Genomic DNA, 23,469 nt, shown 5'->3' with positions numbered 1-23,469 from the left:
AATAGGCGCAGGAGGTGGTGGCATGGAACAGATGTCGCTGTTCGATAATCGGAAATTAACGGCTCCTCTTGCCAGCAGGCTGCGCCCATCGGGGCTAGAGGAGTTCGTAGGGCAGGAGCACTTGCTGGGGCAGGGGAAGATGCTGCGCCAGTTGATAGAGAAAGATCAGATATCATCTATGATATTTTGGGGGCCGCCGGGAGTGGGAAAGACGACTTTGGCAAGCATAATAGCAGGCAGGACGAAGGCGGAGTTTGTCAATTTCAGTGCGGTGACTAGTGGGATTAAGGAAATCAAAGAGGTGATGAATCAGGCTGAAAGTGCCAGAAGAATGGGGACGAGAACCGTGCTTTTCGTGGACGAGATTCATCGTTTTAATAAGGCGCAGCAGGATGCGTTCCTCCCCTTTGTAGAGCGGGGAAGTATCGTGCTGATCGGTGCTACGACAGAGAATCCCTCTTTTGAGGTGAATGCGGCGCTTTTATCCCGATGTAAGGTGTTTGTGCTGAAGGCTTTGGAGGAGAAGGATCTGGAGAAGCTTTTAGCCAATGCGCTGAAAAACCCAGCAGGCTATGGGGGACAGTGTATCCGTATCAACAAAGAGCAGATTCGGGCGATTGCAGCGTTTGCCAACGGGGATGCAAGAACAGCCCTGAACACGCTTGAGATGGCAGTCACAAATGGAGAGATCAGCGCTGAGGCTGTCACTGTGACAGATGAGGGACTATTACAGTGTATCAGCAGAAAGTCTTTGCTTTATGATAAGACGGGAGAGGAGCATTATAATCTGATATCGGCCCTGCACAAATCTATGCGCAACAGTGATCCCGATGCGGCTATTTACTGGATGTGCAGGATGTTGGAGGGAGGAGAGAACCCTCTCTATATTGCAAGAAGGCTGATTCGCTTCGCGAGTGAGGATATAGGGATGGCGGACAGCCATGCCCTGCAGGTGGCGGTAGCCGCGTATCAGGCCTGCCATTTTCTTGGCCTGCCGGAATGTGATGTGCATTTGACACACGCGGTCACCTATCTGGCGATGGCGCCCAAGTCTAACGCACTTTATAAAGCTTGTGAGAAGTGTAAAAGTGATATTAAAAATATGCGTGCAGAGCCGGTGCCGCTACAGTTAAGGAATGCACCGACAAAGCTCATGAAAGAATTAGATTATGGCAAGGGGTATCAGTATGCCCATGACACGGAAGAAAAGCTGACACATATGGAGTGTATGCCGGAATCCCTGAAGGACAGAAGATACTATTTTCCTACCACACAGGGGGAAGAAGAAAAGGTTGGACAAAGGCTGGATGAGATAGACAGATTTTTTGGTAAAGGGAGGAAGCTATGAAGGAACAGTTGAAAAAGCTGATTGCATATTACAAACCATACAAATTTCTTTTTTTCAGTGATTTGTTTTTTGCAGTCATCAATGCGGGGGTGACGCTTGCGATACCTCTTGTTGTTCGTTATATTACGAATGAAGTCATCTACTATGATGCTGATAAAGCGTTCAGAACGATTATCAGCCTTGGCGTTCTTATGGTCGTGATGGTGGCAGTGACATTGGGATGTAATCTTTATATTACATATTTTGGACATATGATGGGGGCCAAGATCGAGGCTGACATGAGGAAAGATATCTTCGGGCATTATCAAAAGCTCACATTTGCCTTCTATGATAACCAGAAGGTCGGTCATCTGCTGTCGCGGATTACTAGTGATTTGTTCGATATTACAGAGCTTCTCCACCATGGGCCGGAAGACGTACTGATATCTGCAATCAAGATAATCGGTTCTTTTGTGATTCTCATCAATATCGATGTCAAGCTGACACTTGTGACCTTTGCGTTTGTGCCAGTCATGTTAGTCTATGCTGTTTATTTTAATAAGAAAATGAAAAGTGCATTTAAAAGAAACCGGGAGAGGATAGCGGATATTAACAGCCAGATTGAAGACAGCCTGTCAGGCATTCGTGTAGTCAAGTCGTTTGCCAATGAAAAAGAAGAACTGAGGAAATTCAACAAGGGCAATGAGCGTTTTGTAAATGCAAAAAAAGTAAGTTACCGTTACATGGGCCTGTATCATTCGGGATTAAATGCTATGACCACTCTGGTGACTGTGGCAGTCCTTCTTGCGGGCGTCAGCTTTATGACGACAGGGGAAGTTGTAGTCACGGATTTGATTACATTTTTATTATATATCAATAACTTTACAGAGCCGGTGAAACAGCTCGTGAATTCCGCTGAAATGTTTCAGAACGGGTATACGGGCTTTGAACGTTTTCAAGAGATATTGGCCATCGCGCCTGATATTAAGGATGCGGATGACGCGGTCAGTGTTGACCATTTAAAGGGTGAGATTGAGTTCGATCATGTTTCTTTCCACTATGAGGATAATGAGGAGAAGGTGCTGAATGACATCAACATGCATGTCAGCGCAGGAGAATATGTAGCTTTGGTCGGCCCTTCCGGGGTAGGGAAGACTACATTATGTAGTTTGATTCCCCGTTTTTACGAAGTGAGCGAAGGTACAATACGGATTGACGGAAAGGATATCCGTAAAATCAAACTGGACGATCTTCGAAACAATATTGGCATTGTGCAGCAGGATGTTTATTTGTTCGCCGGGACGATTATGGACAATATTCGTTATGGAAAGCCGGAGGCTACGGATGAAGAAGTGGTGATGGCGGCCAAGAACGCCAATGCTCATGAATTCATTATGGGATTTCCGGAGGGCTATGATACGGATATTGGCCAGCGGGGCGTGAAGCTGTCCGGAGGACAGAAGCAGAGACTGTCCATCGCGAGAGTATTTCTGAAGAATCCCCCCATTTTAATTTTTGATGAGGCGACTTCGGCGTTGGATAATGAGAGCGAGCAGGTAGTACAGCACTCGCTGGAGAGTCTGGCAAAGAACCGGACGACCTTTGTCATAGCGCACCGCCTGACTACCATCCGCAATGCCGGACGGATCATGGTGCTGTCGGAAGAAGGAATCGCAGAGGAGGGGACGCACGAAGAATTATTGGATAGGAAGGGAGTTTATGAGGCGCTCTATCATATGAACTTTCAGAGTTAGGGTGTATATATAAGGAGGAGAAGAATTGACGATTATGAAAAAGTTTAAAAGAATCTATGCGGCGATGCTGGCGGTGGTAATGCTGCTTTCTATAACGGCTGGAAGCGTATATGCTGAGGGCACTTCTAAGGATAAGGGAGAGGTCAGCATACTTTTTAGCCATGACCTGCATTCGCATTTGGATGTGACTTATACCAATGGAGGAGAATCAGGAGGGTTTGGCAAGATAGAGACATGTATTGAAGAGGCAAAAAAAGAGAATCCTGCCACGTTTCTTTTGGATGCCGGTGATTTTTCCATGGGAACATTATACCAGACAATTTATGAGACACATGCGGCGGAGCTGGTGATGCTTGGCAGACTTGGGTATGACGCCACTACGTTTGGCAATCATGAGTTTGATTACCGCGCGGAAGGTGTCGCGAATATGCTCGACAGTGCAAGAAAGACGGCAGAGGAAGATACAAGCCTTAAGCTGCCTGCTTTTGTCAGTGCGAATATAGACTGGAGCAAGAATACGGATGAAGATGATAAAAAGATAAAGGATGCGCTGGACCGTTACGGAAGCACTCCGTATACAGTTATAGAAAGAGAAGGTGTCCGCATTGGCGTGTTTGGCGTGATGGGAAGAGATTCGGAGGCCTGCGCGCCGGAGAGCGGCCTCGAGTTTGAAGATATCATAGAGACTTCTAAGAACGTGGTGAAAGAGCTGCAAAAGGAAGAGGTGGATATGATCGTGTGCCTTTCTCACAGCGGCACATGGGAGAAGAAGGAAGACTCTGAGGATGAATTACTGGCGGAGGCGGTTCCTGAAATTGACGTAATTGTAAGCGGCCATACTCATACGACCATAGAGAAGCCCATTGTCTACGACCATACTTATGTCGTATCATCGGGCTGTTACGGTGTGAATCTTGGACAGATCAACCTTGTTCCCGATGATGACGGACGCTGGAAGATAAAGGACTATATTATTCAACCGCTGGATGAGAAGGTAGAGACAGACGAAAAAGTTACGGACGAACTTGCCGTATATAAAAAGGCGGTTGAGGAGACGTATTTAAGCCATTTTGGCTATACATTCGATCAGGTTCTGGCATACAGCCCCTTTGATTTTACTTCAATCGACGAATTCGCTGTGGAGCACCGGGAAGATACATTGGGAAGTTTGATTTCCGATTCCTACATATATGCGGTGGAGCAGGCGGAAGGCGACGCCTATGAAAATGTAGATTTTGCCGTAGTCGCATCCGGAGTAGTACGGGAGTCTTTCGAAGAGGGAAATATTACGGTTTCTGATGTGTTCAATGTGAGTTCTCTGGGGATAGGCGCGGACAGGATTCCGGGATACCCGCTGGTAAGTGTCTATTTGACAGGAAAAGAACTTCGCATCGCGGCCGAATTGGATGCCTCTGTTTCTCCGATAATGACAACGGCCCAGCTGTATCCGAGTGGGATGGTATGGACTTTTAACCCACACCGTATGCTGTTGAATAAGGTGACGGAAGTCTCTATGATAACAGATGTGGACCGGAATACGGGAAAAGGGACAAAGAAGGAGATTGAAGACGATAAGTTATACCGTGTAGTTTCCGGACTCTATGCGGCCCAGATGCTGGGAGCGGTGGAAGATACATCCTATGGCATTCTTTCACTTACACCGAAGGACAAGGACGGGAACCCGATAGAAAATTATGAGGAACACATCATCCACAATACGGCAACCGGCGAAGAAGTGAAGGAATGGTCGGCGCTTGCTTCTTATCTGGAGTCTTTTGAAAAAAATGAAGACGGAATTTCTCAGATTCCGGACAGATATGAGAAGCCGGAAGGAAGAAAGATAGTGGAGGACAGTAAGAACATTGTCGATCTTGTAAAGAATCCTAATAAATATTTCTTTGCGATTATCGGGATTGTGCTGTTCATAATAGCCATTCTGACGCTGATTATTGTGCTGATTGTAAAACTTATAAGAAAAAGGCACAAAAGGAAATAAGTTATGATATACTTGTAAATGATATTGTTAGGAAGGAATAGAGATTCTCTATTCCTTCTCATATAAGATAAAAGAAAAGAAGGATATTTATGGATAAAGCAGATTTTAGAAGACCTGAATTGAAGGACGAAGAGCTAATAGCTTCCTACTTCAAAAAATACCCGAGCAGAAACTGTGACAGAACCTTTGCGAATGTATACCTATGGGCTAGACACTACAATGTAGAGTTTGCCGAATATAAGAATACTCTGCTTTTTTCGGATAACAGCGCAGGTGAAGGATACGGATATGCATTTCCAGCAGGGGACGATGAGGCTGTCAAGGCGGTAATTCCGGAATTGGAGCAATGGTCGAAGGAGGACGGAAAGGAATTCTGCCTTTATGGCGTTGACCCGCAGCAATTCGAGAAGCTGGAGTCATGGTTCCCCGGGAAATATGAGATAGAGTATGAGCGGGATGTGGCGGATTATATCTATGAAGCCGAAAAGCTGGCTACACTTTCGGGGAAAAAACTGCACAGTAAGAGGAATCATATCAATAAATTTAAAACGCTCCACGAGGGGACATGGCGCTATGAGCATCTCAGCGATGAGAACCAAGAAGAGTGTTTTCAGATGGCTTTAAAATGGCGCAATCTAAATGGATGTGAGGATGACGAGGAGAAGAATGCCGAAATGTGCGTGACGCTGAACTCTCTCCGGCTGTTCCGGGAATTGAAGCTGACCGGAGGAATTTTGCGCGTGGACGGCAAGATTGTGGCGTTTACTTTAGGTGAACCGGTGAATGAAGATACCTTTGTTGTCCATATTGAAAAGGCGTACGCAGATTTCGAAGGAGCGTACCCGATGATCAACCAACAATTTGTAGAGCATGAGATTTACGGACGGTACCGGTATGTGAACCGCGAGGATGATGCAGGGATGGAAGGGTTGAGAAAAGCGAAATTGTCTTATAAACCTGCATTTCTTCAGGAAAAAGGGTTAGTAACCATGAAAAATAAATAGAAAGAGCAAAGGAGAGACGTAACATGATATCTAAAAAAATGGAAAATATGGTAGCCAACAGTTCTGCCATCCGCGCGATGTTTGAAGAAGGCAATAGACTGGCAAAGCTCTATGGGGCAGAGAATGTGTATGACTTTAGTCTGGGCAATCCCAACGTGCCCGCGCCTTCGGCTGTAAAAAAGGCTATTGCGGAACTTTTGGAGGAAGAGGACAGTCTGGTTCTCCACGGATACACAAACAGTAATGCGGGATATGAAGATGTGCGTCAGGCGGTGGCAGAATCTCTGAATGAGCGTTTTCAGACGGCCTTTGGCGCTAAGAATATCGTGATGACCGTGGGAGCTGCCGGTGGCTTGAATGTTATCTTAAAGACACTCCTTGACCCGGGAGACGAAGTCATTGTATTTGCACCGTATTTTGGGGAATATAGAAGTTATGTCAATAACTTTGATGGTATCATTGTTGAAATCTCACCGAATACAAAGGATTTTCAGCCGAAACTAGATGAGTTCGCTCAAAAGATAAGCCCTAAGACAAAAGCTGTGATTATCAACACGCCTAATAATCCGACAGGAGTGGTATATTCAGAAGAGACAATACAGAAACTTGCCGCTGTCATGGAAGAAAAGCAGAAAGAGTTCGGCACCGATATCTACTTGATTTCTGATGAGCCGTACCGTGAATTGGCTTATGACGGTATTGAAGTACCATATCTGACAAAGTATTATGACAACACGATTGTAGGCTATTCCTACAGCAAATCCCTCTCTTTACCGGGAGAACGTATCGGCTATCTTGTGATTCCGGATGAAGTGGCTGAAAGTGACACTGTGATTTCGGCGGCTGGCGTGGCCAATAGAATATTGGGATTTGTCAATGCGCCTACACTTCAGCAGAAAATTGTAGCAAAGTGCCTGAATGAGAAGACCGATATTACATATTATGATAAAAATAGAGAAACCTTATATAATGGGTTAAGGGACTGCGGTTTTGAGTGTATTAAACCTCAGGGAGCTTTTTATCTGTTTGTGAAATCTCCTGTGGAGGATGAAAAATCATTTTGTGCCGCGGCTAAAAAATATAATATTTTAATTGTTCCGGGAAGCTCATTCGGATGCCCGGGATATGTTAGAATTGCTTATTGTGTGGCTTACGAAACCATTATAAATTCTCTGCCGAAATTTAGAGAGCTGGCGGCAGAATATTCAAATTAGGAAGGCAGAGCGTGTTGATGAAAGCATTCGAACAAAATATCAGGAAAGTGGAGCCTTATGTTCCGGGAGAACAGCCGCAGGGGCAAGTAATCAAGCTGAATACGAATGAAAATCCATATCCCCCTGCTCCCGGTGTGCTGGAGGCTATGCAGAATCTGGAAGCCCACATGGATACACTAAGGCTCTATCCGGATCCTACGTCAGACTGCCTTGTAGAGGCGCTTGCTGATTATTATGGGGTAGAAAAAGAGCGGGTCTTTGTGGGAGTTGGCTCGGACGATGTACTTTCTATGTGTTTTTTGACATTTTTTAATTCAGATAAGCCTATATTTTTCCCGGATATTACATATTCTTTTTATAAGGTGTGGGCAGAGCTGTACCGGATTCCTTATGAATGTAAGGCGGTGGATAAAGATTTCCGGATGATAAAGGAAGACTATTACGGAGAGAACGGCGGGGTGATTTTCCCAAATCCCAACGCTCCGACCTCACTCTATGAAGATTTGGAATTTGTGGAAGATATTATACGGCACAATCAGGATGTGATAGTGATCGTGGATGAAGCATATATTGACTTTGCAGGACACTCGGCGCTGGAATTGATTGATAAATACGACAATTTGATCGTAACGCAGACCTTTTCTAAGGCCCGCTCTATGGCGGGAATGAGGATTGGATATGCGATTGGGAGTCCATTGCTTATCAAATATTTGAATGATGCAAAGTACTCTTTTAATTCTTATACTATGAATAAGACATCTTTGGTATATGGGACGGCCGCTGTGAAAGACAGAGGATATTTTGACGAGACCATCCATAAGATTGTGGAGACGAGAGAGTGGGCGGCAGAGGAATTTGCGAAGCTTGGGTTTGTGTTTCCAAAACCAAGCGGTAATTTCATTTTTGTGTCCCACCCTGATTACGACGCAAGGGAGTTGTTTGAGGCACTGAAAGCGGAAGGAATCTATGTCCGGTACTGGGGCAGCAGGCGAATTGAACAGTATATGCGTGTGACTGTGGGAACAAGGGCAGAGATGGAGACACTCTTTGATTTCCTCAGGAAATATATAGCGGATAGAGGTTGAGTTTCATCTCTATGTGGAAATGAAGTTTAAGTTAATAAAAATAATAAAACAGGAGAGTATTTATGACAGAATCTTTAGTACAATGGTTTGTAACTCATTTGGGGGGGAAAGCGGCGAAGGAAGTGATAATATTTATCATCTCCATGGTGCCGATATTGGAGCTTAGGGGAGGGCTGCTGGCGGCAGGGCCGGCTTTCCTTGACATTCCGACCTGGAGAGCGATTCCCATTTGTCTGATAGGGAATTTGATTCCGATTCCGTTCATTTTATGGTTGATCAGGCCTATATTTAAGTGGCTCAGGAAAACAAAGTTATTCCGGCCTTTAGTTGAAAAGCTGGAAGAAAAGGCTATGAGTAAAAGTGATAAGATTGAAAAGTATGAATTCTTAGGGCTGGTGCTTTTTGTGGGAATACCACTTCCGGGAACAGGTGCATGGACAGGTGCGCTGATAGCGTCACTGCTCGACATAGACTGGAAGAAAGCATTCCTTGCAATAGTTTTAGGCGTGTGTCTGGCATCTGCAATCATGTACTTCGTTTCCTATGTTTTGATAGGCGGGATATTTGCTTAGAAGTGGGTTTTAAAAAAGGGATGAAAAGCCGGGAGGCTGTATACTCTGACGCAGGCAGTGGCAGAGTATACAGCCTCCCGGCTTTTCTACTTTTTCCTTAGTGTTAAGAATAGATTCTCACTTTTAGCGGGATTCCCATTTTATCGGCCAGTTGTTGGCTTTCTGTGATTTCTTGTTCGTTTATTATGCTGACTACGCTGAACTGGACGGAGGAGAAGGTTTCTTTTGCCTTTTTTGCAAAGTTCAGCATTTCATGGAATGCATTCTCAAAAGATGGCTGTGTGACTTCCTGATAGCGCTCGGCGTTGGGGGCGTTCAGGCTTATGGACACTGCATCGATGTATTCCGCCATTTCGTCGATAATCGGGCGTTTGTTGTATAATTCCCCCAGACCGTTTGTGTTGATTCGCAGGTGGATATGGGGGTATTTTTGTTTCATATATTTTGCAGTTTCTATGAGATTGACGTAGGCGCAGGTGGGCTCTCCGTATCCGCAGAAAATTGCCTCCTGATAGCCGGTAAAATCGAATTGGTCTATGGCATGTTTAATTTCCTGCAAAGAGGGTTCGTGGTTATGCCATAATTCTTCCGCATCCCCCAAAGTATCTTTTTCGTTGCGTATGCAGAAGATGCAGCGGCATGTACACCGGTTGGTAATGTTGAAGTAAACATTATTTTTATAAGTATAGATGATATCTGACATGGTAACCTCCTTAAATTCCAAATTTATGTTTTAGCATTGTCTTAAAGTGCATCTTATCCAGCGCAAGCCCAAATATGATAAATAAAACCGCGCTTCCGCCTGACTGGGCCAAGGTGCCGATTATAGAGGGGATTAAAGCGCCCCATGTACCGAAAAGCAGTACTTCGGCAAAATAGTAGCCGGCAAAGGAAAGGGCGGCGGCGAGGAAAACGCCGATTACATTTCTTACCGTTATGATTTTCTCCTTTTTGTTGGAGAAGGGGAGGGCGATCAACATTTTGATGAGAAAAGTTGCCAATGCCCAGACAGGCGCGGTCAGGATGTCTGCAAAAGCGCCTCCGATTGCACCGGCGGCCATGGCGTAAGGCATAGGCAGGACGGCGGCGGCCAGATAAATCAACGCGTCTCCCACATGGACATAACCGCCGTTTATCCCGACAGGAATGTGGAAAATATAAGCGGTCGTAATACAGATGAGGGCGGCGAATAGGGCTGTGGTCGTCAAATATACTACTTTCTGGTGTGAAGAAGTCTTGGTCTTTGTGTTGTTGGACACTGTTGTTGACATGGGTATCATACCTCCTTTTGTTATCTAAATCAGTTGTTCTTCATTTGACAGAGTTAGGCCAGCAGCAGATTGAGATAAGGCTCAAAGTTTACTCCGTCATTTCGCGGTATATCTTCTTTGGCTGTGTCCTTTAATGCTGCCTCCAGAAAACGGACCCCTCGTGTCAGGGCTGTCTGTGCAGTGTCTCCCCTGACTAGGCTTCCGCAGATAACGGAGGCGAGCAGGTCGCCGGTACCTGAGTAACTTCCCCCGTACATGCCTGATGATGCCGTGAAACAACTGTCTTTTGTGATTATCATATTGTAATAGCAGGGGGAGGTGTCTTGTGGCCCCCGCCAGATAATTCCGGTAATGACGACGGTATGGACACTTCCGGCCAGAACTTTCCTTCCCATCTCTGCTATATATTTTAAATAGTCCGCTGAATCTTGATGTGCGGTGAGGTCAAGATAATCGGTATCGCTCAATATGCAGCACTCTGTGAGATTCGGGGTGATGACATCTGCGTGGAAGACCAGTTCCTGCATTTTACTGCGGAGTCTGGGTGTGTAAATTGGGTATACTTGCCCGGAGTCACCCATCACAGGGTCAACAAGAAATAGGGTTTCTTTTTTGCGGAACACTTCACAGAAACGTAGTATTTTGTCCGCCTGTGCCTCACTGCCCAGAAATCCGCTGTAGATGCCGTCCAGTGTAAGCCCTCTTTTAGTCCATTCTTCTGTGTAATAGTCCATCTTATCTGTATAGTCGTCACAATAATAGCTGTCATAGCCGGTCTGGTTTGTCAGTATGGCGGTAGGCAGGGGACAGGGCTGTACACCGAGCACGGATAATACCGGGATAGCGGCTGTCAGAGAACATTTCCCAAGCCCCGACAGATCGTTGATAACTGCAACTCGTTTTACCATTGTTTAAAAATTCCCTTCTGAAGTATTGATATTGTGAAACATTTTCTATAGAATAGAATAAAAGTGTCATTATTAAAATACACAAAACAGATTATTTTTTAAAGGTCAGTTTCTGTGAGCGATTGCAAGACGGGAGGACGGTATGCAGACAGAGCTTGAAAATGAGAAGATGCACCGCTATCTTCGAGTGTATAATTATTATAAAGAATTGATTTTGGATGAGAAGCTTCCGGCAGGGACGAAGTTGCCGTCTATCCGGAAAGGAGCGGTACAATTCCAGATGAGCCGTACGACGCTGGAATCGGCTTACCTGCTCTTGGCCGCGGAGGGATATATTATTTCCAGACCGCAGAGTGGATATTATGTGACGGATATAGCCGGCAAGCGGAAGGCGGGGCAGGAGGTGCCGGTGTTTCGAAAGGTAAAGCAGGATATCCGCTATGATTTTGCCTCCTCCGGGGTGGACAAGGAGAGCTTTCGGTTCGAGCTCTGGAGGCGCTATATGAAGAGCGCCCTCAGGCAGGATGAACGGCTACTGTCATATGGAGAGCCTCAGGGGGAGTACGAATTTCGGGAGGTTCTCTGCAGCTATCTGAGAGAAAAGAGAAATGTAATCTGTACCCCGAGGCAGGTGGTCATAGGGGCGGGGGTACAAAGTCTTCTGCATGTGCTCTGTCCGCTCGTGAAAGAGAGGAGAAAAGCGGCATTTTACAATCCTGATTTTTTTCAAGGCAAAGCGGTTTTCGAGGATTTTGGATTTGAGATAGAAGAGGATTATCGAAAACCGGGGGTCGGAATCTATTATGTGACTCCTTCACAAATGACGAAATGGGGCGAGGTGATGCAGGTGCCGGACCGTTTGGAGCTTATCCGGTATGCGGACGAGAAGGGGATTCTTTTGATCGAGGATGACTACAATAATGAATTCCGTTATTTTCAGAAGCCTACACCGTCTCTTCAGGGGCTGGCAGGAGGGGGGCAGGTCGTATATCTGGGAACCTTTTCTAAGCTTCTGCTTCCCTCCATCCGTATGAGCTTCATGGTGCTGACGCCGGAGCTTTTAGCGGAGTATGAAAAGCGGAAGAATTTTTACAATCAGACGGCGTCCAAGGCGGAGCAGATAGCGTTGACACAATTTATCCGCGACGGGCATCTGGACAGCCAAATCAGAAAATCCAGAAAAACTTATATGACGAAGGCGAAGGCTTTGGAGGATGCCATATACCGTACATTTGGGAAGGCGGCAAAAGTCCTGCAGGGGGAAGCCGGATTTACCATATTGGTGACATTGAAGACTGAACTGCATGCAGCGGAACTTGCGGCGCGTCTGCGTTGCCGGCAGATGGCGGTGACGCCTATAGGGGAGACGCAGGAAAGGGGAGAGAACAGAGCGGTCATCATGCTCTCCTGTGCCAATGTAGGTGTGGAAGATTATGGACGGGCTATGGAGATTTTATGGGAAGAAGTCCAACAAGGAAGGGACGCAGGGCGTTCTGTGAACGGGAGGTGAGAGGATGGAATTTGTTCATGAACTTGTACTGCCCAACGATGACCTGCCTTTCAAAATGTTTTTATTTGAAGGGAAGGACGGAAATTATATCAGGGAGAAGCACTGGCACCGTTCGGTGGAGATATTTGCGGTGTTTGAGGGGAGTCTGGAATTCTATATCAATGGGGAAGATACACATCTGGAAGCCGGTGAGTTTGTAATCGTGAATTCCAATGAAGTACATTCGATAGCGGCAACCCGGCCTAACCGTACGGTAGTGCTGCAGATCCCGCTTCACATATTTGAAAATTATTTTACTGAAGAGAATTTTATCTGTTTCACACACAATGCCTGTGTGCAGGATGAGAAAATCATGGAATTAGTGGGGCAGATGTTTGAGACTTACACTGCCCGGGAGAGCGGGTATGAACTGAAGGTGCAGGGGGATTTTTTCTTTCTTCTCTACCTCATGGTGACAAAGTACCGGAGGCTTGATGTGAGTGAGGAGTTAGTAAGAAAGGGCAAAAATTTGAACAAACTTTCGATTATCACGACTTATATCAAGGACAATTACACGAAGGAGCTGACACTGGAGAGCCTTGCGGAGCGGTTCGGGTATTCTCCTGCTTATCTGTCAAGAATGTTCCAGAAGTATGCGATGACAAATTACAAGGCGTATCTTCAGAGCGTGCGGGTGGAGTATGCTTGTAAGGAACTGGCGAATACCGATCATAGTATTGGGGAGATTGCGCTGAATAATGGTTTTCCTGACGGCAGGGCGCTGGCCAGAGCGTTCAAGAAGAGATACGGCATGCTGCCGAGTGAATACAAAAAGACAAAAAATAGCACTTAATCAGCCAAGTTTTCGGTGGCATGGAAGTGCCACATCTGTTATCCTATTCTTAACTATGTAGTCAAGAATGGAGGATAAGAAAATGAACAATATGCCAGAACTTAAAATCGGAATCGTTGCGGTCAGCCGTGACTGTTTTCCGGAGAGCTTATCGGTTTCCAGAAGAGAGGCGCTGACTGAGGCGTACAAGAAGAAATATGGCGAAGAAGGGATTTATGAATGTCCGGTCTGTATCGTTGAGAGCGAGATACATATGGTACAGGCCCTCGAGGATATCAAAAATGCGGGCTGTAATGCCCTCGTAGTGTATCTTGGCAATTTTGGGCCGGAGATATCCGAGACACTGCTCGCCAAACATTTCGACGGGCCGAAGATGTTTATCGCGGCGGCAGAGGAGACCGGTGATAATTTGATTCAGGGCCGTGGAGATGCGTACTGCGGCATGCTCAATGCGAGCTACAATTTGAGACTCCGTAATATTAAGGCGTATATTCCGGAATATCCTGTCGGAACGGCGGAAGAGTGTGCGGACATGATCTACGAGTTCCGTCCGATTGCCCGGGCTGTTGTGGGGCTGAATGATTTGAAGATTATCAGTTTCGGACCCCGCCCGCTTAATTTCCTTGCCTGCAATGCCCCGATCAAACAGCTCTACAATCTGGGCGTGGAGATTGAGGAAAATTCAGAGCTGGATTTGTTTGAAGCATTTAATAGGCATGAGGGAGATGACCGGATTGCGTCTGTTGTAAAAGAGATGGAGGAAGAACTAGGAACGGGCAATAAGAAGCCGGAGATTCTTGCAAAATTGGCGCAGTATGAATTGACGCTGAAGGACTGGATCGAGGAGCACAGGGGATATAGAAAGTATGTTGCCATTGCAGGGAAATGCTGGCCAGCATTTCAGACACAGTTCGGGTTTGTGCCATGTTATGTGAACAGCCGGCTGACAGCGCAGGGAATTCCTGTATCCTGTGAAGTGGACATTTACGGCGCACTCAGTGAATTTATCGGGACGGTAGTAAGTGAGGATACGGTAACACTGCTTGATATCAATAATTCAGTGCCTGCCGATATGTATGAAGCGGAGATTAAAGGCAAATACGATTATACGCAGAAAGATACTTTTATGGGATTCCACTGCGGCAACACCGCATCCTCAAAGCTTTCTTTCTGTGAGATGAAATATCAGGTAATCATGGCAAGGACGCTGCCGGAAGAAGTGACACAGGGAACATTGGAAGGCGACATCGTTCCGGGAGATATTACTTTCTTCCGCCTCCAGAGTACAGCGGACAATATGCTCCGCGCATATATCGCACAAGGAGAAGTACTTCCCGTGGCGACACGCTCCTTCGGGGCAATCGGAATATTTGCCATCCCGGAGATGGGAAGATTCTACCGCCATGTACTGATTGAAAAAAATTACCCACACCATGGCGCGGTGGCCTTCGGACATTTCGGTAAAGCATTATTTGAAGTTTTCAAATATATCGGAGTGCCGGTGGAGGAAATCGGATATAATCAGCCCAAAGGTGTAAGGTATCCAACAGAAAACCCGTGGGGATAAGTGCATTAGGGACAGGTCCCAACGCGTTGGGACCTGTCCCCAATGATGATCCCCAATGATGAAGGAGGATGAAATATGCTTTTTATTGGAGTGGATTTGGGAACTTCGGCAGTGAAGCTGCTTTTGATGGACGAGGCGGGGGATATCAAGAAGATTGTATCCCGGGAGTACCCGTTGTATTTTCCGAAACCGGGATGGTCTGAGCAGCACCCGGAGGACTGGTATGAGCAGTCCGTGGAGGGAATCAAGGAGCTGACGGCGGAGTGTGACCGGAATGAGATAGCGGGTATCAGTTTTGGGGGACAGATGCACGGTCTGGTTATTTTGGATGAGCAGGACCGGGTGATCCGGCCGGCTATCCTCTGGAATGACGGGCGTACTACGGAAGAGACGGATTATCTGAATGAGGAGATAGGGAAAGAAAGGCTGTCCGAATATACCGCTAATATTGCCTTTACAGGTTTTACGGCGCCGAAGATACTGTGGGTGAAGAACAAAGAGCCGGAAAATTTTGCGAGAATCAAAAAGATTATGCTTCCCAAGGATTATTTGGCTTATAAGCTTTCAGGAACGTTCTGCAGTGACTATTCGGATGCGTCCGGCATGTTATTGATGGATGTGGAAGGGAAATGCTGGTCGAAAGAAATGATGGAAATCTGCGGCATCACAGAAGAACAGCTTCCAAAGCTCTTTGAGAGCTATGAGGTTGTAGGAAATCTGAAGCCGGAGATAGCAAAAGAACTCGGCCTGCCTGACGGCGTGAAGGTAATCGCAGGGGCAGGAGACAATGCTGCCGCGGCAGTAGGAACCGGCACGGTGGGAGACGGCAGATGTAACATATCGCTTGGGACTTCCGGGACGATTTTTATATCGAGCAAGAAGTTTGGCGTGGATAAGTATAATGCCCTGCATTCATTTGCCCACGCAGACGGATATTACCATCTCATGGGATGCATGCTGAGCGCCGCTTCCTGCAATAAATGGTGGGCAGAGGATATCTTGAAGACCAATGATTTTGCGTCAGAACAGAGCGGGATAGACAAGCTTGGTGAGAATCACGTATATTATCTCCCGTACCTTATGGGAGAACGTTCCCCTCACAACGATCCTTATGCGCGTTCTACATTCATAGGTATGACTATGGATACGACAAGAGAAGAAATGACACAGGCCGTTCTGGAAGGTGTGGCATTCGCCCTCAGAGACTCTCTGGAGGTGGCAAAGAGTCTGGGCATTCACATTGAGCGCACCAAAATCTGTGGAGGCGGCGCAAAGAGCCCGCTATGGAAAAAGATGATTGCCAATATCATGAATTTAAAGGTGGATGTGATAGAAAGTGAAGAAGGCCCAGCGCTTGGCGGGGCAATTTTGGCCGCAGTGGGATGCGGCGCGTATCCGAGCGTGGAGGCAGCGGCAGAAAAGCTGGTAAAGGTAGTCGATACAGTAGAGCCGGAACCGGAGCTTACTGCAAAATATGAAGAGAGATACCAGAGATTTAAAAAAATATATCCGGCTGTCAAAGGACTATTCCGAGAGCTGGCAGAGTAATGTAAAACCGTCAGATGCGGGAGATACTTCCACATCTGACGGTTTTGTATGCCGCAATGCTTCATTTTCTATTTGTCAACTTCATATTTCTTCTTTAATTTCAATAGGTGGATATAATCCAGAACATCTTCCTTTTCATCGAAGCCCAACTGCTTGTAAGCGTTTATTACCTTCCGGTCAAGCATCTTTTCATTCCGGTGGGAAGAAGGGGCTGGAGTGAGTTCTTCCGTTGTTTTCCCGGTCAGCAGATAGTCGATGGAGACATTGAAAATTTCGGAAATCATGATTAGCTTATCATAGTCAGGCTGCCTGTGCTTTGTTTCGTAGCCGGCAATCGTGGGGCGGGAAACACGGAGCTGTTTGGCGAGCTCATCTTGCGTAATCTCTCGTGATTCCCGTAATTCTTTCAAAATTGTGGAAAAATCCATAGGCTGCTTCCCTCCTGCATAATGGACTCGGACATGTTTCTTCAATTATAGCATTGCCAGAGAACATGCCGGTATCCGTGGCATTTATTGTCAAAACGGATACCCGTATTTTAACAGTTGATACTTTGCTGAAAAGAAAATGTGTCAAATAACAACAAAAAGTTAAGAAACGGTTGCGTAAAGAAACATAAAGTTATACCGTTGACACGCACCATGAAACCCCGTATAATTTAAGGAGATAAGTTACAAAGTAATCGTTGGGAGGATTAACTATATATGCAGACAGCAGAGAATAACGAGGAAAAAAGAAACAAAATATGGCAGATTGTTATGGCAGCTGCGACGATTTTAATTATTATCGTCGCTGTCTTTTTCCTATATAGAGGATTTTTCGGCAATCCGCTGGAAGGAACATGGCTGCAGGATGAAAGCGATATGACTTTGGAAATCCGCGGCAAGGATACAGCGGTCCTCACGAGCAGTGAACTTCTGGACGGGGAAAAGATTGAGGTGACACTCAAATATACTATGAATAAAAAGGCAAAGCAGATTACCTTTAAAGTGGACAGTGAATCACTTGCGGCAGCCGCAGAGTCAGCCAAATCCGATATCACTGCCAACGACGTAAGAGCAGCAGTCAGCTCTATGATTACCTCCTTTAATTACAATCTGGAGAGTAACGAACTGACCCTGACTGAATGGGACTACGGCGACCAGCTTCTTTTCACAAGAGTAAAGTAAAATTAGGTATAACAGAGAATTCCCCTCTATAAAGGGCGTTACAGAGGCGTCTCATATAGAGGGGTTTCTATATCATGTCAGGAGGTAAAAGGATGACTAGAGAAGAGACAAGAGCAGTCAATATAGGCGGTCGTTGGATAGGCGGTGGAAATCCCATTGCAATCCAGTCGATGACCAACACAAAAACAGAGGATATCGATGCGACAGTCGGGCAGATACTGGCGCTGGAGCGGGCAGGATGCGAGATTATCCGCTGTGCGGTTCCGACGATGGAAGCCGCACAGGCGTTGAAGGCAATCAAAGAACGGATACATATCCCTCTGGTAGCGGATATCCACTTCGATTACCGACTTGCCATTGCGGCCATAGAAAACGGAGCGGACAAAATCCGAATCAATCCGGGAAACATCGGCAGCGCGGACAGGGTGAAGGCCGTGGTAGACAAGGCCAAGGAAAAGCAGATTCCAATCCGTGTAGGCGTTAACAGCGGTTCTCTTGAAAAGAACCTGCTTGAAAAATACGGCGGCGTTACGGCCGAGGGAATCGTGGAGAGCGCGCTGGACAAGGTACGCATGATTGAGGAACTAGGGTACGACAATTTGGTCGTCAGCATCAAATCATCCGATGTTATGATGTGCGTAAAAGCCCATGAACTGATTGCACGGCAGTGCCCTTATCCGCTACATGTGGGCATCACGGAATCCGGCACACTGACATCCGGCAATATCAAGTCCGCTGTCGGGCTGGGTATCATTTTGAATCAAGGCATCGGGGATACCATCCGCGTGTCATTGACGGGAGATCCGCTGGAGGAAATCAAGAGCGCGAAGATTATCCTTAAAACATTGGGACTGCGGAAAGGCGGGATAGAGGTCGTATCCTGCCCCACATGCGGGCGGACAAAGATTGACTTGATAGGACTGGCTAATCAAGTAGAAAATATGGTTGCCGATATTCCCCTTGATATCAAGGTGGCAGTGATGGGATGCGTTGTGAACGGGCCCGGAGAGGCGAAGGAAGCAGATATTGGAATCGCGGGAGGCATCGGAGAGGGCCTTTTAATTAAAAAAGGAGAGATTGTCAAGAAAGTGAAGGAAGAGGAGCTGCTTGATACACTGAGAGAAGAACTATTACATTGGGGCGAGTAAGACATGGGAAAATTATTTTTTGATGTATTTCCGACATTAAAAACGGATGCGGATCTGCGGCTTTTATTTCAGGAGGTGGAGGTGACTAAGGTTACGTCCACTTCTGCCAAAAACTACATAAAGGTACATATTTTCAGTACACATCTGATTCCGAAACACGCAGTACTCAAGATAGAGAGGCAGATAGAGACACAGCTCTTCGGACAATGCCGGATACCGGTATCTCTCGTGGAGAACTATCGGCTGTCGGAACAGTACACGCCGGAGAACCTGATGGATGTTTACCGGGACAGCATGCTTCTGGAGCTGGAGCAAAAGAGCGTGGTGGAAAAAAATATGTTCCAGAAGGCAAAAGTAAGCTTTGAGAATGGGAACATATTGTGTTTGACCATGGTTGATACGATTATTGCAGAGGGCAAGACAGAATCCATCGTGACATATTTGAAAGATATATTTGGGGAACGCTTCCATGTGCCGATAGAGGTGCGGATTCATTATGAAGAAGTGAAGGAGAGCAAATATAAAAAATTCAACGAGCTTCAGGTCCAGCAGGAAGTGAATGCCATATTGGAGAGGAATCAGCGCCTGCAGGCGGACAATGCCGCGAAAAACGGGGAAAAATCCGATACCCCTAAGAGCGACAAGGAAGAGGAAAAGAAGACAGAAAAAAAAGAGCCGAAAAAACAGGAGATTTCAGGCAAAACCAACGGCGGATTCAAGGGTGGAAAAGGCTCAGGAGACTTCCAGAGAAAAGAATACCGCATGAAAAAGTCGGACGACCCCAATGTAATATATGGACGTGATTTTGACGACAATCCCATTGAGCTGAAACAGGTCGTGGGCGAGATGGGAGAAATCACCATCAGAGGACAGGTCATCAATTTTGATACGAGGGAAATCCGCAATGAGAAGACTATTATCATGTTTGCGGTGACCGATTTCACCGATACGATTACAGTAAAAATGTTTGCAAGGAACGAACAGCTCCCGGAGCTTCTGGCCGAGATTAAGAAGGGAGTGTTCCTGAAAATCAAGGGTGTGACTACCATCGACAAATTTGACGGTGAATTGACCATCGGTTCGGTGACGGGAATACGCAGGGCCACCGACAACCGTGTGGGCAGGAAAGATAAATATCCGGAAAAGCGAGTGGAGCTGCACTGCCATACGAAGATGAGCGACATGGACGGTGTGTCCGAAGCGAAGGATTTGGTAAAGCGCGCACACGACTGGGGGCACCCCGCGATTGCTATCACGGACCACGGTGTAGTACAGGCATTTACAGATGCGAATCATTACATAGAAACGTTAGATAAGGGCGATCCCTTCAAAATTATTTACGGGGTAGAAGGGTATCTGGTGGACGATCTGACTGAAATCGCAGTGGGCGCAGGAAGCCAAAGCCTAGACGATACGTTTGTGGTATTCGATATAGAAACAACAGGCTTTTCCGCTATCTCCGACAAGATTATCGAAATTGGCGCGGTAAAGGTAGAGAAGGGGGTCATCACCGAGAAGTTCAGCACGTTCGTGAACCCCAAGAGGCCGATTCCTTTTAAAATTACACAGCTGACAAGTATCACCGACGAGATGGTTCTGGATTCACCGTATATCGAGACGGTTCTCCCACAGTTTTTGGAATTTGTAGGGGACGCGGTTCTTGTAGCCCACAACGCGGGATTTGACGTGGGATTTATTGAGCAGAACTGCCGTTATCAGGATATAGAACCACACTTTGTGTCGGTGGATACTGTGGCCCTTGCCAGAGTTCTGCTCCCGTCCCTGTCCAGATTTAAGCTGGATACGGTGGCGAAGGCCCTGAATATTTCCCTTGAGAATCATCACCGGGCGGTGGATGATGCGGGGGCGACGGCAGAGATTTTCGTGAAATTCGTGGAGATGCTGAAGGAGCGGGATATCACGACATTAAAAGGCGTAAACCGGTTTGGGAATCTGAATCCCGACGCTATCCGCAAGCTGCCGACCTATCATGTCATCATTCTGGCAAGAAATGATATCGGAAGAGTGAACTTGTATACACTGATTTCGGAGTCCCATCTCACCTATTATGGCAGAAGGCCCAGAATTCCGAAAAGTGTACTGAATAAATACCGGGAGGGGCTGCTGGTAGGAAGCGCCTGTGAGGCGGGAGAGCTGTATCAGGCGTTATTAAACGGAAAATCTGCGGAGACAATCGCGAGGATTGTGGATTTTTATGATTATCTGGAAATACAGCCCTTGGGAAATAATAAGTTCATGATTGAGAGTGACAAAGTCAGCAGCATTCATTCCATGGACGACATCAAGGACATTAACCGCAAGATCGTCAAGCTGGGCACGCAGTTCAACAAGCCGGTGGTGGGGACCTGTGACGTTCATTTCATGGATCCGGAGGACGAAGTGTACCGGAGGATCATCATGGCGGGAAAGGGTTTTACAGACGCCGATGAGCAGGCGCCTCTCTACTTGAGAACTACGGAGGAGATGCTGGAGGAATTTGCCTATCTTGGCTCAGAAAAGGCTTACGAGATTGTAATAGGAAATACGAACAAAATCGCCAATATGATAGAAAAGATAGCGCCGGTCCGGCCCGATAAATGCCCGCCCGTCATAGAAAACTCCGACCAGCTGCTCAGGGATATCTGTTACGACAAGGCTCATTCCATGTACGGAGAGACGCTGCCCGACATTGTAAAAGAGCGGTTGGAGCGGGAGCTGAATTCCATTATCTCCAACGGGTTTGCCGTAATGTATATTATCGCCCAGAAACTGGTATGGAAGTCCAATGAGGACGGGTATCTGGTAGGTTCCCGAGGCTCCGTAGGTTCCTCCTTTGTCGCCACTATGGCGGGAATCACCGAGGTGAATCCCCTGCGTCCCCATTACTACTGTGAACATTGTCATTACAGCGACTTTGATTCCGAGGAGGTGCGGAAGTACGCGGGAGGATGCGGACACGACATGCCCGACAAGAATTGCCCTAAGTGCGGGAAAAAGTTAATCAAAGATGGGTTCGACATCCCCTTTGAAACATTCCTCGGCTTCAAAGGAAACAAGGAGCCGGATATCGATTTGAACTTCTCCGGAGATTATCAGAGTAAGGCGCATAAATATACGGAGGTAATCTTCGGAAAAGGACAGACTTACCGCGCCGGTACGATAGCGGCGCTGGCAGACAAGACGGCCTACGGCTATGTGAAGAACTATTATGAAGAGCGTGGAGACCGCAAACGTAACTGTGAGATAGACAGGATTGTGCAGGGCTGCACCGGAATCCGGAGGAGTACCGGACAGCATCCGGGCGGTATTGTTGTACTTCCCCACGGGGAGGACATCAACTCCTTTACGCCTATCCAGCATCCCGCGAATGATATGACCACGGATATCATCACCACGCATTTTGATTATCATTCCATCGACCACAACCTTTTGAAACTTGATATACTGGGACATGATGATCCTACGATGATAAAGACGTTGGAAGAATTGATCAACTCGGATGCGATGGACAATGAATATGACGGTGTAAATCATATATTTTATGCCACCGATATCCCGCTGGACGACCCGGATGTGATGTCCCTCTTTGCCGGGACGAAGGCGCTGGGAATCACACCGGAAGACATTGGGGGCTGTCCCGTAGGCTGTCTTGGGATCCCGGAATTCGGTACGGATTTCGTAATCCAGATGGTGGTGGACACAAAGCCCAAGACCCTCTCCGATTTGATTCGGATTTCCGGTCTTTCCCATGGTACGGATGTATGGCTCAACAACGCCCAGACTCTGATCGAGGAGGGGAAGGCCACCATTTCTACCGCAATCTGTACCCGTGACGATATTATGACCTATTTAATCAATAAAGGGATGGAGAGTGAGCTTTCCTTTACTATCATGGAGAAGGTAAGAAAGGGGAAGGGGCTGACTCCTGAGTTCGAGGCGGCCATGAAAGAAGCCGATGTGCCGGATTGGTATATCTGGTCCTGTAAAAAGATTAAATACATGTTCCCGAAAGCCCACGCCGCGGCCTATGTCATGATGGCCTACCGGATTGCCTACTGTAAGGTCAATTACCCGCTGGCCTATTATGCGGCATACTTTGGCATTCGTGCGTCTGCGTTTTCCTATGAGCTCATGTGTCAGGGAAAAGAGAGGCTTGAGTATCATCTGAAGGAATATAAGAAGCGGAATGATGCCAATCTGCTCAGCAAGAAAGAGCAGGATACACTGAAGGATATGAGAAATGTTCAAGAGATGTATGCCCGTGGATTTGAGTTCCTTCCGATAGACATCTACAAGGCGAAGGCGTCGAAGTTCCTCATTATCGGCGATAAGCTGATGCCCCCTCTGAACACGATAGAAGGAATGGGCGACAAGGCGGCCGAGGCGGTGGAGGAGGCATCCAAGCAGGGGAAATATCTGTCCAAAGATGATTTCCGCCAGCGCACAAAAGTCAGCAAGACGGTCATCGATCTGATGGATGAAATGGGGCTTTTCGGAGAACTGCCCGAAAGTAACCAGCTCTCTCTTTTTGATTTCGCAAATTGATGCTTTAAATGGGCGAAGT

At 46.8% G+C, this 23,469-nt stretch carries 18 protein-coding genes; 14 read left to right on the top strand and 4 right to left on the bottom strand.

What is annotated here, in order from left to right:
- The first annotated feature begins 22 nt into the window (after positions 1–22).
- The 7 genes from BN6465_RS12375 (at position 23) to BN6465_RS12345 (ending at position 8,952) form a co-directional block, all read left to right on the top strand.
- Positions 23–1,348 (top strand): replication-associated recombination protein A, encoded by a 1,326-nt coding sequence (locus tag BN6465_RS12375; RefSeq protein ID WP_066735721.1) that lies wholly within the window; start codon positions 23–25, stop codon positions 1,346–1,348.
- A complete protein-coding gene (locus tag BN6465_RS12370) occupies positions 1,345–3,081 on the top strand; it encodes an ABC transporter ATP-binding protein (protein WP_066735718.1) in 1,737 nt (578 codons plus the stop codon). Before BN6465_RS12375 ends, BN6465_RS12370 begins: the two co-directional genes overlap by 4 nt.
- A gap of 34 nt (positions 3,082–3,115) precedes the next feature.
- Positions 3,116–5,077 (top strand): bifunctional metallophosphatase/5'-nucleotidase, encoded by a 1,962-nt coding sequence (locus BN6465_RS12365; RefSeq protein WP_066738648.1) that lies wholly within the window; start codon positions 3,116–3,118, stop codon positions 5,075–5,077.
- Between the two features lie 89 nt (positions 5,078–5,166).
- Positions 5,167–6,081: a DUF2156 domain-containing protein gene (locus tag BN6465_RS12360; protein ID WP_066735715.1), complete on the top strand. Its 915-nt coding sequence runs from the start codon at positions 5,167–5,169 to the stop codon at positions 6,079–6,081.
- 23 nt (positions 6,082–6,104) lie between these two features.
- Positions 6,105–7,295, top strand: a complete 1,191-nt coding sequence (locus BN6465_RS12355; protein ID WP_066735711.1) for a pyridoxal phosphate-dependent aminotransferase — start codon at positions 6,105–6,107, stop codon at positions 7,293–7,295.
- Between the two features lie 17 nt (positions 7,296–7,312).
- Positions 7,313–8,380, top strand: coding sequence for a histidinol-phosphate transaminase (gene hisC / locus BN6465_RS12350; RefSeq protein ID WP_066738645.1), 1,068 nt, complete (start codon positions 7,313–7,315; stop codon positions 8,378–8,380).
- A gap of 62 nt (positions 8,381–8,442) precedes the next feature.
- Positions 8,443–8,952, top strand: coding sequence for a COG2426 family protein (locus BN6465_RS12345; protein WP_066735708.1), 510 nt, complete (start codon positions 8,443–8,445; stop codon positions 8,950–8,952).
- Between the two features lie 103 nt (positions 8,953–9,055).
- Here the strand turns inward: BN6465_RS12345 and BN6465_RS12340 are convergent, their stop codons facing one another.
- Genes BN6465_RS12340 through BN6465_RS12330 form a run of 3 tightly spaced genes read right to left on the bottom strand, consistent with a single transcriptional unit; the run spans position 9,056 to position 11,131 of the window.
- Positions 9,056–9,655 carry a TIGR04100 family radical SAM protein gene (locus BN6465_RS12340; RefSeq protein ID WP_066735704.1) on the bottom strand — a complete coding sequence of 200 codons (600 nt, stop codon included), beginning with the start codon at positions 9,653–9,655 and terminating at the stop codon, positions 9,056–9,058.
- A 10-nt stretch (positions 9,656–9,665) separates the two neighbouring features.
- Positions 9,666–10,223 (bottom strand): TIGR04002 family protein, encoded by a 558-nt coding sequence (locus BN6465_RS12335; protein ID WP_066735701.1) that lies wholly within the window; start codon positions 10,221–10,223, stop codon positions 9,666–9,668.
- Positions 10,224–10,276: 53 nt separating this feature from the next.
- Positions 10,277–11,131, bottom strand: a complete 855-nt coding sequence (locus BN6465_RS12330) for a pyridoxamine kinase (protein ID WP_066735698.1) — start codon at positions 11,129–11,131, stop codon at positions 10,277–10,279.
- A gap of 142 nt (positions 11,132–11,273) precedes the next feature.
- Between BN6465_RS12330 and pdxR the strand changes: the two genes are divergently transcribed.
- From pdxR to xylB, 4 genes are all read left to right on the top strand, one after another.
- The gene (gene pdxR / locus BN6465_RS12325) at positions 11,274–12,641 is read left to right on the top strand and encodes a MocR-like pyridoxine biosynthesis transcription factor PdxR (protein WP_066735694.1); all 1,368 of its coding nucleotides are present in this window, start codon (positions 11,274–11,276) and stop codon (positions 12,639–12,641) included.
- A 4-nt stretch (positions 12,642–12,645) separates the two neighbouring features.
- Positions 12,646–13,473: an AraC family transcriptional regulator gene (locus tag BN6465_RS12320; RefSeq protein WP_066735692.1), complete on the top strand. Its 828-nt coding sequence runs from the start codon at positions 12,646–12,648 to the stop codon at positions 13,471–13,473.
- Positions 13,474–13,555: 82 nt separating this feature from the next.
- Positions 13,556–15,040 carry an L-fucose/L-arabinose isomerase family protein gene (locus BN6465_RS12315; RefSeq protein WP_066735691.1) on the top strand — a complete coding sequence of 495 codons (1,485 nt, stop codon included), beginning with the start codon at positions 13,556–13,558 and terminating at the stop codon, positions 15,038–15,040.
- A 75-nt stretch (positions 15,041–15,115) separates the two neighbouring features.
- Positions 15,116–16,588, top strand: a complete 1,473-nt coding sequence (xylB, locus tag BN6465_RS12310) for a xylulokinase (RefSeq protein WP_066735690.1) — start codon at positions 15,116–15,118, stop codon at positions 16,586–16,588.
- Between the two features lie 68 nt (positions 16,589–16,656).
- On the opposite strand, the gene BN6465_RS12305 is transcribed toward xylB, so the two are convergent.
- Positions 16,657–17,016, bottom strand: coding sequence for a helix-turn-helix domain-containing protein (locus tag BN6465_RS12305; protein WP_066735687.1), 360 nt, complete (start codon positions 17,014–17,016; stop codon positions 16,657–16,659).
- Positions 17,017–17,292: 276 nt separating this feature from the next.
- Between BN6465_RS12305 and BN6465_RS12300 the strand changes: the two genes are divergently transcribed.
- From BN6465_RS12300 to BN6465_RS12290, 3 genes are all read left to right on the top strand, one after another.
- Positions 17,293–17,757, top strand: coding sequence for a hypothetical protein (locus BN6465_RS12300; RefSeq protein ID WP_066735684.1), 465 nt, complete (start codon positions 17,293–17,295; stop codon positions 17,755–17,757).
- Positions 17,758–17,849: 92 nt separating this feature from the next.
- The gene (gene ispG / locus BN6465_RS12295) at positions 17,850–18,905 is read left to right on the top strand and encodes a flavodoxin-dependent (E)-4-hydroxy-3-methylbut-2-enyl-diphosphate synthase (RefSeq protein ID WP_066735681.1); all 1,056 of its coding nucleotides are present in this window, start codon (positions 17,850–17,852) and stop codon (positions 18,903–18,905) included.
- A gap of 3 nt (positions 18,906–18,908) precedes the next feature.
- Complete coding sequence (locus BN6465_RS12290; protein WP_066735678.1) at positions 18,909–23,450, top strand: PolC-type DNA polymerase III; 4,542 nt, start codon at positions 18,909–18,911, stop codon at positions 23,448–23,450.
- The last annotated feature ends 19 nt before the right edge of the window (positions 23,451–23,469 follow it).

Source organism: Bariatricus massiliensis, from assembly GCF_900086725.1.
Taxonomy (GTDB): domain Bacteria; phylum Bacillota; class Clostridia; order Lachnospirales; family Lachnospiraceae; genus Allocoprococcus; species Allocoprococcus massiliensis.
Note: the sequence above shows the minus strand (reverse complement) of the source record. Positions and strands in the feature narration are given on the sequence as shown.

Coding starts and splice junctions, on each gene's coding strand:
- BN6465_RS12375 (WP_066735721.1), top strand. CDS start 23: ATGGAACAGATGTCGCTGTTCGATAATCGGAAATTAACGGCTCCTCTT.
- BN6465_RS12370 (WP_066735718.1), top strand. CDS start 1,345: ATGAAGGAACAGTTGAAAAAGCTGATTGCATATTACAAACCATACAAA.
- BN6465_RS12365 (WP_066738648.1), top strand. CDS start 3,116: ATGAAAAAGTTTAAAAGAATCTATGCGGCGATGCTGGCGGTGGTAATG.
- BN6465_RS12360 (WP_066735715.1), top strand. CDS start 5,167: ATGGATAAAGCAGATTTTAGAAGACCTGAATTGAAGGACGAAGAGCTA.
- BN6465_RS12355 (WP_066735711.1), top strand. CDS start 6,105: ATGATATCTAAAAAAATGGAAAATATGGTAGCCAACAGTTCTGCCATC.
- hisC (WP_066738645.1), top strand. CDS start 7,313: ATGAAAGCATTCGAACAAAATATCAGGAAAGTGGAGCCTTATGTTCCG.
- BN6465_RS12345 (WP_066735708.1), top strand. CDS start 8,443: ATGACAGAATCTTTAGTACAATGGTTTGTAACTCATTTGGGGGGGAAA.
- BN6465_RS12340 (WP_066735704.1), bottom strand. CDS start 9,655: ATGTCAGATATCATCTATACTTATAAAAATAATGTTTACTTCAACATT.
- BN6465_RS12335 (WP_066735701.1), bottom strand. CDS start 10,223: ATGTCAACAACAGTGTCCAACAACACAAAGACCAAGACTTCTTCACAC.
- BN6465_RS12330 (WP_066735698.1), bottom strand. CDS start 11,131: ATGGTAAAACGAGTTGCAGTTATCAACGATCTGTCGGGGCTTGGGAAA.
- pdxR (WP_066735694.1), top strand. CDS start 11,274: ATGCAGACAGAGCTTGAAAATGAGAAGATGCACCGCTATCTTCGAGTG.
- BN6465_RS12320 (WP_066735692.1), top strand. CDS start 12,646: ATGGAATTTGTTCATGAACTTGTACTGCCCAACGATGACCTGCCTTTC.
- BN6465_RS12315 (WP_066735691.1), top strand. CDS start 13,556: ATGAACAATATGCCAGAACTTAAAATCGGAATCGTTGCGGTCAGCCGT.
- xylB (WP_066735690.1), top strand. CDS start 15,116: ATGCTTTTTATTGGAGTGGATTTGGGAACTTCGGCAGTGAAGCTGCTT.
- BN6465_RS12305 (WP_066735687.1), bottom strand. CDS start 17,016: ATGGATTTTTCCACAATTTTGAAAGAATTACGGGAATCACGAGAGATT.
- BN6465_RS12300 (WP_066735684.1), top strand. CDS start 17,293: ATGCAGACAGCAGAGAATAACGAGGAAAAAAGAAACAAAATATGGCAG.
- ispG (WP_066735681.1), top strand. CDS start 17,850: ATGACTAGAGAAGAGACAAGAGCAGTCAATATAGGCGGTCGTTGGATA.
- BN6465_RS12290 (WP_066735678.1), top strand. CDS start 18,909: ATGGGAAAATTATTTTTTGATGTATTTCCGACATTAAAAACGGATGCG.